This window comes from Rikenella sp. (assembly GCF_056799795.1).
Window position 1 is genome coordinate 1 of record NZ_JBQIQO010000045.1, and the last position, 17,315, is coordinate 17,315.

The 17,315-nt window shown below is 59.1% G+C and carries 14 protein-coding genes; 3 read left to right on the forward strand and 11 right to left on the reverse strand.

Annotated elements, in window-relative coordinates; genetic code table 11:
• Positions 1-391: 391 nt before the first annotated feature.
• Positions 392-619, reverse strand: a complete 228-nt coding sequence (locus ACTO3O_RS09060; RefSeq protein ID WP_297832580.1) for a hypothetical protein — start codon at positions 617-619, stop codon at positions 392-394.
• A 36-nt stretch (positions 620-655) separates the two neighbouring features.
• Entirely contained in the window at positions 656-1,732 is a 1,077-nt protein-coding gene (gene thiL, locus ACTO3O_RS09065) for a thiamine-phosphate kinase (RefSeq protein ID WP_297832583.1), read from the reverse strand.
• Positions 1,733-1,845: 113 nt separating this feature from the next.
• On the opposite strand from thiL, the gene ACTO3O_RS09070 reads away from it, so the two are divergent.
• Positions 1,846-2,412, forward strand: a complete 567-nt coding sequence (locus ACTO3O_RS09070; RefSeq protein WP_367279550.1) for an adenylate kinase — start codon at positions 1,846-1,848, stop codon at positions 2,410-2,412.
• 169 nt (positions 2,413-2,581) lie between these two features.
• Positions 2,582-4,015, forward strand: a complete 1,434-nt coding sequence (locus ACTO3O_RS09075) for a hypothetical protein (RefSeq protein ID WP_297832588.1) — start codon at positions 2,582-2,584, stop codon at positions 4,013-4,015.
• A gap of 1,239 nt (positions 4,016-5,254) precedes the next feature.
• On the opposite strand, the gene ACTO3O_RS09080 is transcribed toward ACTO3O_RS09075, so the two are convergent.
• From ACTO3O_RS09080 to pckA, 9 genes are all read right to left on the reverse strand, one after another.
• A complete protein-coding gene (locus ACTO3O_RS09080; RefSeq protein WP_297832771.1) occupies positions 5,255-5,467 on the reverse strand; it encodes a hypothetical protein in 213 nt (70 codons plus the stop codon).
• 102 nt (positions 5,468-5,569) lie between these two features.
• Complete coding sequence (gene ileS, locus ACTO3O_RS09085) at positions 5,570-9,016, reverse strand: isoleucine--tRNA ligase (RefSeq protein WP_297832768.1); 3,447 nt, start codon at positions 9,014-9,016, stop codon at positions 5,570-5,572.
• Between the two features lie 1,066 nt (positions 9,017-10,082).
• The gene (locus ACTO3O_RS09090; RefSeq protein WP_297832290.1) at positions 10,083-10,280 is read right to left on the reverse strand and encodes a hypothetical protein; all 198 of its coding nucleotides are present in this window, start codon (positions 10,278-10,280) and stop codon (positions 10,083-10,085) included.
• Between the two features lie 331 nt (positions 10,281-10,611).
• A complete protein-coding gene (locus ACTO3O_RS09095; RefSeq protein WP_297832287.1) occupies positions 10,612-11,229 on the reverse strand; it encodes an SMI1/KNR4 family protein in 618 nt (205 codons plus the stop codon).
• An 8-nt stretch (positions 11,230-11,237) separates the two neighbouring features.
• A complete protein-coding gene (gene gcvT, locus ACTO3O_RS09100) occupies positions 11,238-12,347 on the reverse strand; it encodes a glycine cleavage system aminomethyltransferase GcvT (protein ID WP_297832285.1) in 1,110 nt (369 codons plus the stop codon).
• Positions 12,348-12,542: 195 nt separating this feature from the next.
• Positions 12,543-13,025: a PepSY-like domain-containing protein gene (locus tag ACTO3O_RS09105; RefSeq protein ID WP_297623501.1), complete on the reverse strand. Its 483-nt coding sequence runs from the start codon at positions 13,023-13,025 to the stop codon at positions 12,543-12,545.
• 133 nt (positions 13,026-13,158) lie between these two features.
• Positions 13,159-13,410, reverse strand: a complete 252-nt coding sequence (locus ACTO3O_RS09110; protein WP_294593820.1) for a DNA-binding protein — start codon at positions 13,408-13,410, stop codon at positions 13,159-13,161.
• Positions 13,411-13,520: 110 nt separating this feature from the next.
• Complete coding sequence (locus ACTO3O_RS09115) at positions 13,521-14,861, reverse strand: alkaline phosphatase (protein ID WP_297832282.1); 1,341 nt, start codon at positions 14,859-14,861, stop codon at positions 13,521-13,523.
• A 133-nt stretch (positions 14,862-14,994) separates the two neighbouring features.
• Entirely contained in the window at positions 14,995-16,602 is a 1,608-nt protein-coding gene (gene pckA / locus ACTO3O_RS09120) for a phosphoenolpyruvate carboxykinase (ATP) (RefSeq protein WP_297832279.1), read from the reverse strand.
• Positions 16,603-16,710: 108 nt separating this feature from the next.
• On the opposite strand from pckA, the gene ACTO3O_RS09125 reads away from it, so the two are divergent.
• On the forward strand, positions 16,711-16,974 hold the full coding sequence (locus ACTO3O_RS09125) for a hypothetical protein (RefSeq protein WP_297832277.1): 264 nt from the start codon (positions 16,711-16,713) through the stop codon (positions 16,972-16,974).
• Positions 16,975-17,315: the final 341 nt, after the last annotated feature.

The following is a 17,315-nucleotide window of genomic DNA, read 5'->3' on the forward strand; positions in this document are numbered from 1 at the left end:
GCTGGCTCCGACCACCCCAATGGGATCACATGTTGCGGCACCTAACTATATAGGGTAACTCCAGCCATTGCCCACTGCGGGTGTACACCTCCGTTTATTCCGAGAGGCAACGCAACTGAAGACCGCTGGCACGAGCGTTAGCTGCGTCTGTTTTGAGATACCTTGCGTTGAAGTCCAAATGCATGCCCCGATGATAATCATTGCCCGGATTTAAGGTGGATGACCAGCAAAATCCATGGTTGCCGAAACCATACTGCATCTCCTGACGGTAGTCGCGGAAGCCCGGGGCGTGCCGCGCGGTTCAGCGACCCGCAAAATTTGAAAAGGAAAACAGGCCCAAGCCCGGGTTCTAAGTCCCCAATCGGTTCCGTCAAGAGCTCTCTTGCCCCGTTTATTCCGAGAGGCAACGCAACTGAAAACCGTGAGCGCGAGCATGAGAATAGGAACTGAGCGCCCCTATTTGGAAAAACAGATAAATGCCGTACCCCCCGCTCGTCCCCGTCGACCAGACCGAACCCTCGAGGCCGACGCTCCCCAGCCCGCCGAACCGCTTGTTGTTCCCCGCATCGCGGTAGCCCGGGGCCAGGACTGTCCCTCTGAGCGGTAGCCCGAAGCCCAAGACTATCCCTTTGAACGATAGCCCGGGGCCGAAGGACTATTCCTCCGAGGCCGCCCCCTCCGCAGCCCGATGCGCCGTCCAGTCCGGCGCCTGGATGCGGATTTCGCCCCCGTCCGGCGTCACCAGCGCCGCCCCCTTCTCCGCAGCTACCACGTGGCCGATCACATCCACCCCCGGCATCGCCAGCAACTCCTGATGCTTGTCCAGCGGCGCCGTGAAGAGCAGCTCGAAATCGTCCCCCCCGTTCAGCGCCGCCACCACCGGGTCGATGTGCATCTCCTCCGCCAGCCGGAACGTATCCGACGCGATCGGAATCCGGTTCAGATAGATCCGCAACCCCACCTCCGATCTCCGACACAAATGCAGCGCCGCCGACGCCAGCCCCCGCGTCACGTCGATCATCGCCGTTGGCCGAATCTTCGCCTCCCGCAGCTCCTGAACGATATCCACCCTCGCCTCCGGCTTCAGCTGCCGCCCCAGCAGGTAAGCATGCTCCTTCGTCAGCTCCGGTCGGCTCACCCCGTTGCCCTTCAGCACCCGTTTCTCGCGCTCCAGCAGCTGCAACCCCATGTACGCCGCCCCCAGATTGCCCGTCACACAGAGCAGATCCGTCGTTTTCGCCCCGCTGCGCAACGTCAGCTCCTCCTCCGCCACCGTTCCGATCGCCGTCGCCATCAGGTTCAGCCCCGTCAGCGACGCCGACGTATTCCCCCCGATCAACGCCACCCCATACGCCTCCGTCGCCCGCTTGATCCCGTCGTACAGCGCCGTCGCATCCTCCACCGAGAACCTCGCCGACAGCCCCACACTCACCGTCAGATACTCCGCCCGCCCGTTCATCGCACAGATATTCGACACCGCCGCCGCCACCAGCTTGTACCCCAAGTGCTCCAACGGCGTGTACGTCAGGTCGAAATCGATCCCCTCCAGCAGCGTCGCCTCGCCCACCACCTCCAGCCATCCCCCGCGGTCGATCACCGCCGCATCGTCTCCGATCCCCTGCCGGATACGCGTATTTTCATTCGTCGTGAAAGGTTCCGTCAGCCGCTCCACGAAAGCGACCTTGCCCAATTCCGATATTTCCGTCCGATTCATTTTCTTAGCTTGTGTCATGTTTTTGCAAAATTAAGATTAAAAAAATAACTTTACCCCCTCGTAAACGCAGCCGTGATCATCGTCCGGCTCCGCGCCCAAGTGTAGAGATTTATCGCATCATGTTGAATATCGTGTTATTCGGCCCTCCGGGGGCCGGCAAAGGCACCCAGGCCGAGAAACTCCAGGAACGTTACGGACTCTTGCACCTCTCCACCGGCCAGGCCATCCGCGACGAGATGAGCCGCGGGAGCGAACTCGGTCGGCTCGCCGCCGCCCAGATGGAAGGCGGCAAACTGGCCTCCGACGAATTGGTGCTCGGCATTATCGAAAAATACGTCGAAGAACACCGCTCGGCCCGCGGCGTGATCTTCGACGGATTTCCGCGCACCCTGCCCCAGGCCGAAGCTTTCGACCGGATCCTGAAAGGCATCGGCACCGGAGTGACCGGGATGGTCGCCCTGGAAGTGTCCGACGACGTCGTGATCGAACGGATTCTTGCCCGCGGGAAGACCAGCGGCCGCGCCGACGACCAGAGCATCGACACCATCCGAAACCGGATCGCCGTTTACGACGCCCAGACCGCCGTGGTCGCCGAATACTATAAACAACAGGACAAATACCGGGCCGTGGACGGCGTGGGTACCATCGACGAGATCTTCGACCGGCTTTGCGCCGTCGTCGACAGTTGGGAAGAGTAGCTTTTCGAACGGAGCGCGGCTTTCCCCCGGTTCCGAATTTTCGAACCCAAATTATACGCGAGACCTGCCTGCGGAATAGGGAAACATCCCGTTTCGTAGCAGCGTCTCGTCTTTGTATCCCTCTCCCCCCATCCATAACGAAGATTTAAACACCCAAAATCAGAAGATTATGAAAAAATACCTTCCCCTGCTCGGTTTGGCCGCCGCCCTCGTCGGCTGTAAATCCGAGAAAACGACACCGCAGTCGGGCTGGCCCGCTTTCGAGTTGGCCGACCAGACCTACGTCGATTATTTCACCGGCTACCTCAAAGGCAATACCGGCGCCTATGCGACCTCCGTGTCACTGACAGCCGACCAGGTCGCCGAAACCCAAGCCGTCGTCTGGGACTCGTGGGGATCCGCCTACAGCCGGACAGTAAAAGAGCAACTGCCCGCACCGACCCCGATGCCGACCTATGACAAGAACAATTTTCCGACCCAAAGCGGAAGTTGGGAACTCCAAGACGCCAACCCTTTCTATACCGGCACGATGCCGTTCTACTACTTCTCGAAAGGCAGCAAGCCGGCCGCAGGTTATCCGTTGTTCCTTTTCCTGCACGGTTCGGGTAACAGCTCGCTGGACGAATGGCACGCCGTTTACAGCTGGGCCGGCTATTTTCAGGACAGCCCGAGCCTCTATTTCATTCCCCGGAGTCCGAAAGGAGCCGAAGGGACACGCTGGAAGTTGAAATCGCGTCAGCTCACCTGGGAACAGTTGCTGTGCCAGTCCTACCTGCAAAGCGAAACCGACCCGAATCGCATCTATTTCTTCGGGATTTCGGAAGGCGCCTACGGCAGCCAGAGTTTGGCAGCCTTTTATGCCGACTATCTGGCCGGCGCCGGGCCTTTGGCCGGTGGCGAGAACCTGAAATTCGCCCCGCCGGAGAACTATGCCAACATCGCGTTCACCATGCACACCGGCGAAAAAGACTTCTCCTATTCGCGCGACCAGCTGACCCTCGCCGTCGGTGAAGAGCTCGACCGGTTGCAGGCCGCTCATCCCGGTTATTACAACCACCGGGTCGAACTGATGCCCGGCAAAGAGCATGGGTTTTACTATAATGAAGCCCAGACCACCGAGTGGCTGGAACGGCAACCGGCTCGGAATCCTTGGCCCAAGTACGTTTATTGGGAAGACTTCCCGCTCGACGAAGGATACGACGGCGAAGCCTCTCGGCGTTATCGGGACGGCTTCTACAACCTGTACGTGAAAGAGCGTTCGAACGACGACGCCTCGTCTCGTTCGTGCTACGAGATGACCATCACCGGCAACACCGTCGATCTGACGGTGAACACCGTGACTTATGCCGTGGCGGAAGACGGCCCATACAATATCCCGTTGAAATACGCCAAGACCTATACTCCGGCGACCAAAGGCCGCGTTGTGATCTACCTGAATGACAAACTGGTCGACCTGACCCGTCCGGTGACCGTTCGCGTGAATGGCGTCGAGAAGTTCAACGGGCCGGTCTCTTTGGACGCGGCTAATTTGGTGAACAGTTGTGCCGCCTTTTTCGATCCGGAACGTCTCTTCCCCGCCTCCGTCGAAGTGACCGTCCAGTAGCCTCTTGCCGAATGGTGAGAGGGGAAATAGAAATCGCCTGTACCGCATTGCGGTACAGGCGATTTGCTTGGGGACGGGGTCGGCATCCGGAAGTTGGTCGCAAATTTCGACGCGTGAGCGGCGTGTTGCGGGTTTTTGCGGGGGTAGAGTTTGGAACTGTTGAATTGGTGCGGGTCGCCGCCAGCGGTAGCAGCAACGAGCATCGCGACGTTGCAGGCCTACGCCTGGGGTGGCTCCGGCCCGCTCCACTTAAGCTACCCTATTGGGGACGAACTACCTATTCGTTCTTGACAAAGTGGGCCGTTGGGTCGCAAGAGTTTCGCCCAAACCACCGCCCTATTCTCGGAAGTTCGTCCTCGGCGCGCCCCCCACGCGCCGCTAAAGAGTCGCTCTCCCCGAGGACGGCGATTCTACGAATCGCGCTATTCGCTCTTAGTCTTAGCAATTCGCCGCCAACGGGGACACAACCGAGCTTGCGAAAATGCAATTGCTTTAGCGGGTTGAAGCCTGCGGGGCCTAAAACGAGCATGGCGAGTTGCGGGCCTCCGCTGGGGGAGGCTTCGGCCCGCGCGACTCTGCGAGTCGCAGAAGCCCGGCCCAAGCCACCGCCCAAATCCACACCTCATGCTCGGCCTGGCACGGCGGGAAAACCGGCTACGGTTTTCCCGCCTGAAGAATAAGCACAGCCCCAAGCTTGCCCCAGTTCTCCGCCTCGTGTCCGCCTCACTGCGGCTCCGCTACCGCTCCGCCGCAATCCCCGCGGGCGACGGAATTTCACGCGCAGTTCTTTGTTCGCGCGCCTGGAGAAATCTTGTCAAAACGCACAAGTGCATTTTGACGATTTCCCTCTTTAGGTGTGGCGCGCGGTCGAGCTTCGAGCCGGACGGAACTGCCCTGCGCGGGCGGCGTCCGGGTGACCCCGGCGGGAGGGAGCGATATTGCGTATCGCTTAATCAACTCAGCCCAACTCTTCGTTCGCGCGCCTGCGCGATTCAACTATATTCGGCTTACCGCCGAAATAGTGGAATCGCTCCTTTAGGCGGGGCGCGCGTTTGTCCTATAGGAGAGGACTGCCCTTACGCCGGGCGGGCGCGCCCACAGGGCGTTTTAATGCCAGCCTCTACCCTATGCAACGCGGGCAGCCTCAGTCCAACTCCCTATTCCGCGCGCTGGCGGAAATCTTATTCAAAGCGCAAGACGCTTTGAATGATTTCCTACTCCAGCAGTCGCCCGCCCCGTTTATTCCGAGAGGCAACGCAACTGAAAAGCGTGCGCCCGATTGTTGGCACGTTCCGGATCAGCGTGTATCGTTTTGAAATCCAAACTTCCGCCATTTGTTTCGCAAGCCGTCGCAGACCAGCTATAGCCCAACAGCCCCACGTCCAGCAGAGCCCCGAACCGGTCGAAACGGCCCCCGTCGCGGTAGCCCGGGGCGGTTACATTCAGACACAAAAAGCATTCAGACACAAAAGGCGCACAGATACAAAAAACAGCGGTTCTGTCCCGAAAGAGCAGAACCGCTGCCATATACCCAGTTGAAAAACAAGGCAAGCGCTATCCGATCCGTTCGACCGTCACCGTCAGCGGCAGTTCGTCGATCTCGATCTCCGACCGCTGCCGCCCCTGCGCTACCGAGACCCCTCCCTGCGCCAACGTCTGCGCCGCGATATAATCCGCAAATCGGCTCACCGCCTCATCCGTCTCCGGATTCGACTCCACCACGACCCGAATTTTGTCCGTCACCTCGAAGCCCTGCTCCTTGCGCAGGTTCTGGATCCGGTTCACCAGCTCGCGCGCCATCCCCTCCGCCCTGAGCTCCGGCGTCACCTCGATGTCCAGCGCAATGGTCAGCGTCCCCTCCGTCGCCACCAGCCAGCCCGGCATATCCTCCGACGTGATTTCGAAATCCGCCCGTTCCACCGGCAGCACCTCGCCCCCCGCAATCGCCAGGTCATAAGTCGCCGCACCCCCTGTCGAACCCAACGCCTCGATCGCCGCGATATCCTCCTGCGAGAACTCCGCCACCGCCGCCGCAATCGCCTTCATCTGTTTGCCGTACTTCGGCCCCAGTGTCTTGAAATTCGGTTTGATCCGCTTGGTAATGATGCCCGTCGTCTCGTGTAGATACTCCACCTCTTTGACATTCACCTCATTCAGGATAAGTGACTCGACCGCCTCCAGCCGCCTTTGTACTGCCGCATCCAACACCGGAATCATCATTTTTTGCAACGGCTGCCGCACCTTGATATTGACCTTTCGCCGCAACGCCAGCACCATCGACGACGCCCGCTGCGCCAGCTCCATCCTCCGCTCCAGCTCCTCATCCACCAACGCCGCATCGTACACAGGGAACTCCGCCAAATGCACCGACCCCTCCTCGTTGTGCGTCAAATCTCGATAGATTCTGTCCGAGATGAACGGCGCGAACGGCGCCGCCAGCAGCGCGACCGTCTTCAGGCAAGTGTACAGCGTCTGGAACGCCGCCCGTTTGTCCCGCGTCATCTCCCCTCCCCAGAACCGTTTCCGATTCAGGCGCACATACCAGTTCGACAAATTCTCATCCACGAACGTCGCAATCGCCCTCGCCGCCGGTGTCGGGTCATACGCCTCCAAAGAGTCCGTAACCGTTTTCACCAGCGTATTGAGCAACGAGATGATCCACCGGTCGATCTCCGGCCGCTCCGCCACCGGCACGAAATCCGCCGCCAGAGAATCAGCCGTAAACCCGTCCACATTGGCATACAGCGCAAAGAAGCTGTACGTATTATAGAGCGTCCCGAAGAACTTTCTCCGCACCTCGTCCACCCCGTCCGTGTCGAACTTCAGGTTGTCCCACGGCTGCGAGTTCGAAATCATGTACCACCGCACCGCATCCGCCCCGAACCGATCCATCACCTCGAACGGATCCACCGCATTCCCCAACCGCTTCGACATCTTGTTTCCGTTTTTGTCCAGCACCAAACCGTTGGAGATGATATTCCGGAACGCCACCCCGTCGAACAGCATCGTCGCCAGCGCATGGAGCGTGAAGAACCACCCCCTGGTCTGATCCACCCCCTCCGCGATGAAGTCCGCCGGGTAAATCTTCCCCTTAAAATCCACTTCGTCGACCTCGAACGGATAATGCACCTGCGCATACGGCATCGCCCCGCTGTCGAACCAGACGTCGATCAAGTCCGGCTCCCTCCGCATCGGTTCCCCCTTGGATGAAACGAGTACGATGTGGTCCACATACGGCCTGTGCAGGTCGAAACCGTCATAATTCGCCTTCGAAAAATCCCCCTCTTTATACGAGGCCAACGGATTCTCCGTCATCACCCCCGCCGCAATCGACCGCTCGATCTCAGCTTTGAGCTCCGCCACCGACCCGATACACTTCAATTCACTGTGATCCTCCGTCGCCCAGATCGGCAGCGGCGTCCCCCAATACCTCGACCGGCTCAGGTTCCAGTCCACCAGGTTTTCGAGCCACTTCCCGAACCTCCCCTCGCCCGTCGACGCCGGTTTCCAGTTGATCGTCCTGTTGAGGTCGATCAACCGATCCTTCACCGCCGTCGTCCGGATGAACCACGAATCCAGCGGATAGTACAGCACCGGTTTGTCCGTCCGCCAGCAGTGCGGATAGTTGTGCGTATGCTTCTCGATCTTGAACGCCTGATTGTTGGCCTTCAGCATCATACAAATTTCGACATCCAGCGTCTCGTCCTTCTCCGTCTTGGCCGGATCGTAGGCATTCTTGACGAATTTGCCCGCGAACTCGTTATAAGAAGCGTCCACATACTTGGCCACAAACTCCGGATCGAGGTCATCCGTCAGGAAGAATTTCCCCGTCCGATCCACCATCGGCTGCCACTTGCCCGCCTTATCCAACAAGAGCATCGGCGCAATGCCGTTCTGTTTCGACACCCGGTCGTCGTCCGCCCCGAACGTCGCCGCGATGTGCACGATCCCCGTCCCGTCCTCCACCGTCACATAATCCGCCGCAATCACCCGGAACGCATCCCCGCCCAGCTCCGTCAGAGCGGGCTTGATCCACGGAATCAGCTGCTCATACCGCACCCCCTCCAACTGAGAGCCCGTATATTCACGAATAACCGTATAGTCCGCGATCTTCGCCCCCGCCATGGTCTTCTCCAGCAACTCCTTGGCCAGTATCACCGTCTGCTCCGTCCCCGTGTACGGATTGGCGCAGATCACCTGCACATACCGGATATTCGGCCCCACCGCCAGCGCCATATTGCTCGGCAGCGTCCACGGCGTCGTCGTCCACGCCAGGAAATACAAATCCCCCCGCACAGCAGCCTCCCCGCCCTCCGTCGCCGCGAACAGGAATTCGCTGCGCTCGTCTCGGATAATCTTGAACTGCGCCGTGCAGGTCGTGTCCTTCACATCCCGATAACACCCCGGCTGGTTGAGCTCATGGTTGCTCAAGCCCGTCCCCGCCGCCGGCGAGTAAGGCTGAATCGTATACCCCTTGTATAAGAGCCCCTTCTCGTAGAGCTGCTTGAGCATCCACCACAGCGTTTCGATGTACTTGTTGTCGTAGGTGATATACGGATTCTCCATATCGACCCAATATCCCATCTGTCGGGTGAGCTTGTTCCACAACCCCGTGTACTCCATCACCGCCTCGCGGCACTGGCGGTTGTAGTCCTCGATCGAGATGGTTTTTCCGATATCCTCTTTCGTGATCCCGAGTTTCTTTTCGACCCCGAGCTCCACCGGCAGCCCATGCGTATCCCACCCCGCCTTCCGGTGCACCAGGAATCCCTTCTGCGTTTTGTAGCGACAGAATACATCCTTGATCGTTCGTGCCATGACGTGGTGAATCCCCGGCACCCCGTTCGCCGACGGCGGCCCCTCGTAGAATACGAACGTCGGGTGTCCTTCTCTGGTTTCGATACTTTTTCTGAAAGTCTCCTCCTTGTCCCACAGCGTCCGCACCTCCGTGCCGATTGCGGCGAGATCGAGTCCTTTATACTCGGTGAATTTTTTGCTCATGGATCTGTGATTTCAGCGATTGACAAAGGTATGGAATTTCCGGGAAAAAGTCGGCAGGAGCAGCCGTTCTGGATTTGGCGAGCACGCTTTCGCCCGTGCCGGACAGTAGAGGCGGGTAGTGCCGCAACGTGTGCGTTTGTGGGATTTGGGTCTCCGGCAGCTTTAGGATGCGTCAGCATCCGTCTAAAGTTTCTTTGGTTCTTTCTGTTCACAGAAAGAACAGTTCTATCCGGGACAATGACCATCCGCGCGCGACCGCTGAAGTAGGAAATCATTCAAACGCGTGTTTCGCTTTTGAATAAGATTTCCGCCAGCGCGCGGACAAAGAACAGGGGTAGAGGCGGCCAGTAAAACACCCGAAGGGTGCGCTCGCCCGACGGACGCGTTCGCGCCACGGCGGGCGGCCTTTATTACATTTCGCGCGCCGACCTTAAAGGAGCGATTCAACTATTTCGGCGGTAGCCGAATTATAGATGAATCGCGCAGGCGCGCGAAAAAGCGGCGGCGCGAAAGCGGAGCCGCAGTGAGGCGGACACGGGGCAGTGCTTTTGGCCGAGCTTCTGCGGCTCGCAGAGCCGCGCAGTCCGCCGCCCCGGCAGGCGGAGGGCTGCAACTCGTCAGAGCTCGTTGCTGCTCTCCGCTGGCGGCGAACAGCATTAACAAGGCGCGCCGAAGACGAATAGACCGTGCTCTTGCGGCTCTTCGAGCCGCGCAGTCCGCCGCCACCCCAGCGGCGGACTGCAACTCGACGGAGCTCGTTGCATTCACCGCTGGCGGCGAACTTAGGCTAAGAACGAAATAGCGCGCCAAGGACGAATAGATTATGCTTTTGCGCCCCGTAGGGTCGCGCGGGCCGGACGCCTGCCCACGGGAGGCCCGCAACTGACGTTGCCGTGGGCCTCGCAGGCTTCAGCCCGCTCGGATAATAAAGCCTAACCCGACAGAAAAAGGCAGTGTATTTGCGATCCAATGGCCCGCGCGGTTCGAAGAACCGCAAGTATACGAAAAAGGAGCAAGCCCGGGTTCTAAGTCCCCAATCGGTTCCGTCGAAAGCTCTCCTGCCCGTTTATTCCGAGAGGCAACGCAACTGAAAACCGTGAGCACGGCTGTCCGGGAGCTCGTAATAAGCCCACGACATGTTGAAATTCAGACATATTCCCTGAATCCCGATTGTCGACGAAGAGTAGCTGTAACCGTGCTGTCCGACGCTGACCACCGCACCCGAAAGACGGCTGCGGCCGCCCGGGGCGGTGCCGCTCGGCACTCGAACCGGCTTTCTCTGCCCCAATGGCCGCCGCTACCCTAAATGCCTCTATCCAAACAATCAGGCCGCCTCGGATTCAAGTTAGGGTAGAGTCAACTAATTAGGGTAATTCCAGCCCCTTGCCCACCGCGGGCCCGCGGCGTTTATTCCGAGAGGCAACGCAACTGAAAACCGTAGGCGCGGTAATCCGCAAAGCAAGCCCCCAGACCCTGCGCATCGAAGTGCAAACGCATACCGCCGAGTCCGCTGACCCCGGCCGCCCAACCGGACCCGTAGCGGCCGATCCCGTAAAACCCGCCCGTATCCCTCGGGCGGCAGCCCGGGGCGGCCCTCAGAACCGATCCAGCGCATCCACCACCTCCTCATCGATAAAATCGTACCCCCGCTCCATGAGCATTTCGAGATACTCATCGAAACTCTCCGCCAGCACCACCAGCTCGTCCGGATCGTGCAGGAACGAGACGATCTGTCCGCACCTCCCTCCCCTCGCCGGCGAGAAATCGACGAACAATTGCTCGCTCCCGCCCCCCGCCGCGAACCCGAGCCAGCAGACCTCCTTCCGCCGGTTCGTAATCTTCGGATCCACCTCTATCTCCCCCCTCGCCTTGCCTTCCAACCGATCCGTGATGTACCCGAACCCCTTCCTGCCGCCCTCGATCATCTGCTCCACCGAGTACAAATCATACTCCGCTCCCTCCTCCTCCGCCCCCAGCAGCGTGAAACTGCAATTCGCCACCCCCGCAAAAGTCTGATAGTACGTTCCGTTCACGAATTCGAGCAACTCCACCAACCCCTCCGGCACCTTCGGATACGCCTTTTTCAGCCGCTCGATCTCTTCGGGCGTCGCCCCGCGCTTGACCCGTTCGAACCGCTCCCACAACTCCGCCCCGTCGTGGTCGGCGAAAGCCTGCCTGAGTCCTTGCAGGTATTTTGTCGTCGTCGTAGCCATCCTTGCCTCTATTTTTTATAGAACGGCGGCCTCACCACCTGCGCCTTGATCCGTTTGCCCCGCACGACAATCGCGATCTCCGTTCCCGCCTTGGCGAAATCCGGTTTGACATACGCCAGCCCGACCCCCTTCTTCAGGCTCGGCGACTGCGTGCCCGACGTCACCACCCCGATCGGTTCTCCCGTCGGCGCCACCACCTCGTACCCGTGCCTCGGAATCCCCCGTTCCACCATTTCGAACCCCACCAGCTTGCGCGCCACCCCATGCTCTTTCTGCGCCGCCAACAGCGTCCGGTCGATAAAATCCCCCTTCGAGTCCGCGAACTTGGTGATCCATCCCAGCCCCGCCTCGATCGGCGACGTCGTGTCGTCCAGATCGTTGCCGTAGAGACAGAACCCCATCTCCAGCCGCAGCGTATCCCGCGCCCCCAGTCCGATATTTTTGAGCCCGAACTTCTCCCCCGCCTTCCACAGCGCCTCCCATAACTTCGGCGCATCCTCGTTCGCCACATAGATTTCGCATCCTCCCGCCCCCGTGTATCCCGTGATCGAAAGGATCGCATTCGGAATCCCCGCCACCGTCGTTTTGCAGAACGTATAGTACTCCATCGACTCCACCTCCCGATCCGGACACAACTCCTGCACCAACTCCATCGCCCTCGGCCCCTGCACCGCCAGCTGCGCGATCTCGTCCGAAGCGTTATAGAGCTCCTTGCCCGGCGTCAGTCCGAATTTCGGCGCATGGCCGCACAGGAACTCCCAGTCCTTCGCCGTATTCGCCGCATTCACCACCAGCAGATAAGTCTCCGCATCGATCCGGTAGACCAGCAGATCGTCCACAATCCCCCCCCTGCCGTTCGGAAAACAGGAATACTGCACCTTCCCGTCATACAACGCCGCCACGTCGTTCGAAGTGACATATTGCAGGAACGGCAGCGCCTTCGGCCCCTTGACCCATATCTCGCCCATGTGCGAAACATCGAACACCCCGACCCCCTCTCGCACCGTCGCGTGTTCGTCGTTGATACCCGAGAACTCGATCGGCATGTTGTACCCTGCGAATTCAGCCATTCGGGCTCCCGCCTGGATATGTTTTTCGGTAAAAGCAGTCGTTTTCATGCGTGATAGAAAATAGAAGAGTTGAAAATCTGTTTTTGGAATGCAGCCCGTGGCTCCGCCTCCGAGACAAAGTTAGAACTTCTGACCGAAAAACCGGCCTCTTCCGTCCGGTTTTCGGCCCTCGCGCCCGCAGGCGACAAAAAAGTTCGGGCGGCACATACATGCGCCGCCCGAACCCCCGAACCCGGGATCACCTTAATCGATCCGCAGGAAATCGCCCCGGAGGTCGAATTCCAGATCCGTCTTGTCCGACAGCTCGACCTCGTATTTGTCCGCATCGCGCTCGATCGAGACGACGAACTGACGGGGATAATGGTCAGCGACATAACGGGCGATCCGTTCCGGAAGCACAGAGGTCGGAACCGCGGTTCGCCCGCAATCCACCTGCGTCCATTCGCCCCGGTGGTCGAAATCGATCTCGCAACCGCCGGCCAGTTTCACATCGTATTCCCGGCCCTCCGCCTCGTTTTCGACCTTGATCTGATGAACGGTCAGCGTCGAAAAGTGTTTGCGCAGAAAGGCCTGCGCCTGAGTGGGCAGCGTGGTCGGATCGGTCGTGTAGACCGTTTTTTCGATCGCCGCAGCGTTTTTGTCGCTGGTCGCGACCGACTTCGGGCCCGCAAAAACAGTCGTGCCGAGGGCAGCGCCGAACAGCAGGGTGAAAAATAACTTTTTCATAGCTTATTATATTTTAATGATGGGATAAAAATTCAACGGAGTTATTTGCAAATTTCGTGCAAATAACCCCGTCGGTTCGAAATTTCGCCCCCGGACGTCAAAAACGCGCCCACCGACGAAAAGAAGAGACCCGTCAAGCCTCCTTGAGAATCTCCAGCGCCTTGTCCAGAATCGTCCGGTCGTCGAGCATCACGATTCCCCCGTCCGGCCCCTGTTCGATATGCAATCCCGAAGGATTCCCTTCGCCCGATTTGTAATGCGTACCGCCGAAATAGTTGCGAACTGTGTCCACGTCAATCCCCAGTTCGTCCGCTATCCGCTGCATACTCCCGCTGGGCAGACCGTCTTTGATCCGCCGCAGCTCGTTGAAAGTGATCGTATTCATAGGCGTGAGGTTTTAAATTCTCTATAAAGTAACGCAATTTTCCGGTGATTTCAAAATCGAAAGGCGGAAAATTGCGTCGCCGAGCGAAAAAACAGGCGAAACACCGAGTCTTATCGGTTCTGAATCAATCGGCGCAGCGTACCGGCCACCTGCGTGTTATCCATCCGGCCCCGGAAGCGTTCGGAACCGATGCCGAGGGCGAAGACGGGCACATACGTAGCCGAGTGGCTTCCGGTCGTCCAGCCGGTTCCGGAACGGCGGGCCAGCAGCTCGACAGCCCGTTCGGCACACCGTCCGGGCCCCTCGCCGTAAGTTTTTTCGAGATCGGCCCATTCCGTTTCGCTCAAAGCAACCGCCCCGCCGAATCCCATCTTCTCGCTCAGCAGCGCTTTGGCGGCAGCCCAGTCGTCCGTCCGGCCGAGAGCCTGTTTCAAAGCCCCTTTCGAGCATTGCTGAGCGTTCAGAAGGCCGAAATAGGTATCGTACCCCAAGTTGCGCCGCCCCAGCGCGAGTCCGCCCGTCTCGTGGTCGGCGGTGACGACGATGAGCGTCTCCTCGGGATGGCGAAGATAGAATTCCACCGCGACGCGGATCGCCTCGTCGAAGTCTTCCACCTCCCTCACCAGCGCAGCGGCATCGTTGTCATGGGCCGCCCAGTCGATCTGACCCCCCTCGACCATCAGGAAGAAACCCTCCCGCGCCCCTCCGTCGCGCATCAGGAAGTCGATGGAACGACGCGTGATGGCAGGCAGCGTGAGGTCTCCCGGCCGCCGGTCGATGGCGAGAGGGAGTTTTGAAGGGTCGGCAGCAGTGTCCTGTACCAGCACGGCGCGTTTGCCTTTGAGTTTGCCCTCTCCCCGGGCGATGCTGTAACCGGCGTCGGCCAGGGCCTCGTAGACAGAGCGCCGGTCAGCCGCATCTGCCGGTGCGGCAGGCTTCAGAAAACCGGCCCCGGCATAGAGATCGAGCCCCGTCGCCGGAGCGTCCATCCCGATCTCGTGGTACATGCCCCGGTCGGGCCGGTGGCCGAAAAAGGCAGCCGGCGTGGCGTGGTCGATGCTGACCGAGGTGGCGACCCCGCTCCGCAAGCCCTGCTCTTTGGCCGCCACGGCCAGACTCTGCACCGGCCCCGTGTGGTCGGCGTTCATGCCGATCGTCCCGACCGACGTCTTTTGTCCGGAGGCGAGGGCAGTGCCCGCAGCCGCAGAGTCGGTCATCCGCCGGTTGGCGCACCAGGTAGTGGCGAATCCGACCGCGGGGAACCGGGTGAAGCCGAGTGCGCCGAAAGCCACGTCGTCCCCCTGTCGGGAAGCGAGACACGCCTCGGTCAGCGCGAGAGCGTTGTGGCCCATGCCGTCGCCGATAAAGTAGAAGATGTACTTGGGCCGGTCGCCGGCGCGGCTAACGAAGGTGCCGACGAGCAGCAGAAAGAGAATCAGCGTCTTTTTCATTTTGTTTTTTTGTTTGGGTTCCCAAAGTTAGAAAACTTGCGGGATGTTTCGCGCGAAAAAAACGGAGGTTCCATCGTCAGATACGATGAAACCTCCGGCAGCATGGTTCACAGAGCGTCCGCTCCGTCCCGAACTACTTGGTCGGCTGCGGGCCGGCAGCTACCAGCGCCTTGCCTTCCGCATTGTCGGTGTATTTTTCGAAGTTCTTCACGAACCGCCCTGCGAGGTCTTCTGCCTTCCGGGTCCATTCCGCCGGATCGGTATAAGTGTCCCGCGGATCCAGAATCTTCGAATCTACCCCCGGCAAAGCCGTCGGCACCTTGAAGTTGAAGATCGGAATCATTTTGGTCTCTGCCTTATCGATCGAGCCGTCGAGGATGGCGTCGATAATCCCGCGCGTATCTTTGATCGAAATCCGCTTGCCGGTTCCGTTCCAACCCGTGTTGACCATATAAGCCGTAGCGCCCGAAGCATTCATTCGTTTCACCAGCTCCTCAGCGTATTTGGTCGGGTGCAAGGTCAGGAAAGCCGCGCCGAAGCAAGCCGAGAAAGTCGGCGTCGGTTCGGTAATCCCCCGTTCCGTCCCCGCCAGTTTAGCGGTAAAGCCCGAGAGGAAGTAGTACTTGGTCTGTTCCGGCGTAAGGATCGACACCGGCGGCATCACCCCGAAAGCGTCTGCGGTCAGGAAGATCACCTTCTGCGCCGGCCCCGCCTTCGACACCGGTTTCACGATGTTTTCGATGTGGTAGATCGGGTACGATACACGGGTATTTTCCGTCACCGACTTATCGTTGAAGTCGATCTTCCCATTGGCATCCACCGTAACGTTTTCGAGCAGTGCATCCCGCTTGATCGCCTTGTAGATATCCGGTTCCGAATCCTTGTCGAGGTTGATCACCTTGGCATAGCAGCCGCCCTCGAAGTTGAAGACGCCGTTGTCGTCCCAACCGTGTTCGTCGTCCCCGATGAGTTCGCGCTTCGGATCGGTCGACAGCGTGGTTTTCCCCGTCCCCGAGAGTCCGAAGAAGATAGCCACGTCGCCATCTTTCCCCTTATTCGCCGAGCAGTGCATCGCAGCGATCCCGCGCAGCGGCAGGAGGTAGTTCATCATCGAGAAGATCCCCTTCTTCATCTCGCCGCCGTACCAGGTACCGCCGATGAGCTGCATCTTTTCGGTGAGGTTGAAAGCTACGAAGTTTTCCGAGTTCAGCCCCATCTCCTTCCAATTCGGATTGGTGGTCTTCGAAGCGTTGAGCACCACGAAGTCCGGTTCCCCGTAGTTTTTGAGTTCCTCTTCGGTCGGTCGGATGAACATGTTCTTCACGAAATGCGCCTGCCAAGCCACCTCGACGATAAACCGCACTTTGAGTCTGGTGTCCGGATTGGCGCCGCAGAAGGTGTCCATCACATACAACTTCTTGCCGCTGAGTTCGTCGGTAGCGATCTTTTTCAGGTCGTTCCACACCGCCTGCGTGATGGGTTTGTTGTCGTTTTTGGCGAAATCCGACGTCCACCATACGGTGTTTTCCGTGGTAGCGTCCTTGACGATGTATTTATCTTTGGGCGAGCGGCCGGTAAAGACGCCGGTCATCACGTTCACCGCACCGAGTTCGGTGTCTACGCCTTTTTCGTAACCGGTCAGGCAGTTGCAGGTCTCAGCCTTGTAGAGTTCTTCGTAAGACGGGTTGTGGATGATCTCCTTCACGTCTTTGATGCCGTACTTGCTCAGGTCGATTGACATAACAGTATTGGTTTTTAATGGTTTATGTTTCTTCTGTGTATTCAGGTACACCGGGCGCTCTCCGGACGGGGCGAACCTCGGCAGGACAAAGATACAAATATTTTTCTATTGTTATTCATTTCACAGTTCGGGGGTGGATTTTTTTCTTCGAAACTTTTTTCGTGTGGCCCGGGGCGATGGTATTACCCCGCCCCGGGCTTCCTCAGCCACGGCGACGGGCTGCTGTATCAGACGGGAAATTACGGTTACGATTGGTCGTCGTCCGTGAACAGCATCGGCGGGCGGAATTTGAATTTCTACACCTCGAACATCAACCCCACGTATGTAGGCGGCCGTGCTTACGGTTTTCAGTTGCGTTGCCTCTCGGAATAAACGGGGCAGATACAGCATTTGCCCATCGCGGGTACGCGGGACCCCGCAGTTTTAGGCGGGCCAAAGCTCGACCCGCGCGCGATCGCTGAAGAAGGAAATCATTCAAACGCGTGATTCGCGTTTGAATAAGATTTCCGCCAGCGCGCGGACAGAGAGCGGTGCGAGGAATTAGGCTGAGGCTGCCGCAGCGAAACGTAAGTTTCGCCCGTCCACAGGACGTGGGGCCTGCGTGGCCCGAGCGCAGTACCCTCCTGTCGGACAGACGCGCGCCACGCCTAAAGAAGCGATTCAACTATTTCGGCGGTAGCCGAATATAGCTGAATCGCGCAAGGCGCGCGGAC

Excerpts from the sequence above, each read along its gene's own strand:
- ACTO3O_RS09115 (WP_297832282.1), bottom strand. The coding sequence starts at position 14,861 with ATGAAAAAGACGCTGATTCTCTTTCTGCTGCTCGTCGGCACCTTCGTT.
- ACTO3O_RS09075 (WP_297832588.1), top strand. The coding sequence starts at position 2,582 with ATGAAAAAATACCTTCCCCTGCTCGGTTTGGCCGCCGCCCTCGTCGGC.
- ileS (WP_297832768.1), bottom strand. The coding sequence starts at position 9,016 with ATGAGCAAAAAATTCACCGAGTATAAAGGACTCGATCTCGCCGCAATC.
- thiL (WP_297832583.1), bottom strand. The coding sequence starts at position 1,732 with ATGACACAAGCTAAGAAAATGAATCGGACGGAAATATCGGAATTGGGC.
- ACTO3O_RS09095 (WP_297832287.1), bottom strand. The coding sequence starts at position 11,229 with ATGGCTACGACGACGACAAAATACCTGCAAGGACTCAGGCAGGCTTTC.
- pckA (WP_297832279.1), bottom strand. The coding sequence starts at position 16,602 with ATGTCAATCGACCTGAGCAAGTACGGCATCAAAGACGTGAAGGAGATC.
- gcvT (WP_297832285.1), bottom strand. The coding sequence starts at position 12,347 with ATGAAAACGACTGCTTTTACCGAAAAACATATCCAGGCGGGAGCCCGA.
- ACTO3O_RS09105 (WP_297623501.1), bottom strand. The coding sequence starts at position 13,025 with ATGAAAAAGTTATTTTTCACCCTGCTGTTCGGCGCTGCCCTCGGCACG.
- ACTO3O_RS09110 (WP_294593820.1), bottom strand. The coding sequence starts at position 13,410 with ATGAATACGATCACTTTCAACGAGCTGCGGCGGATCAAAGACGGTCTG.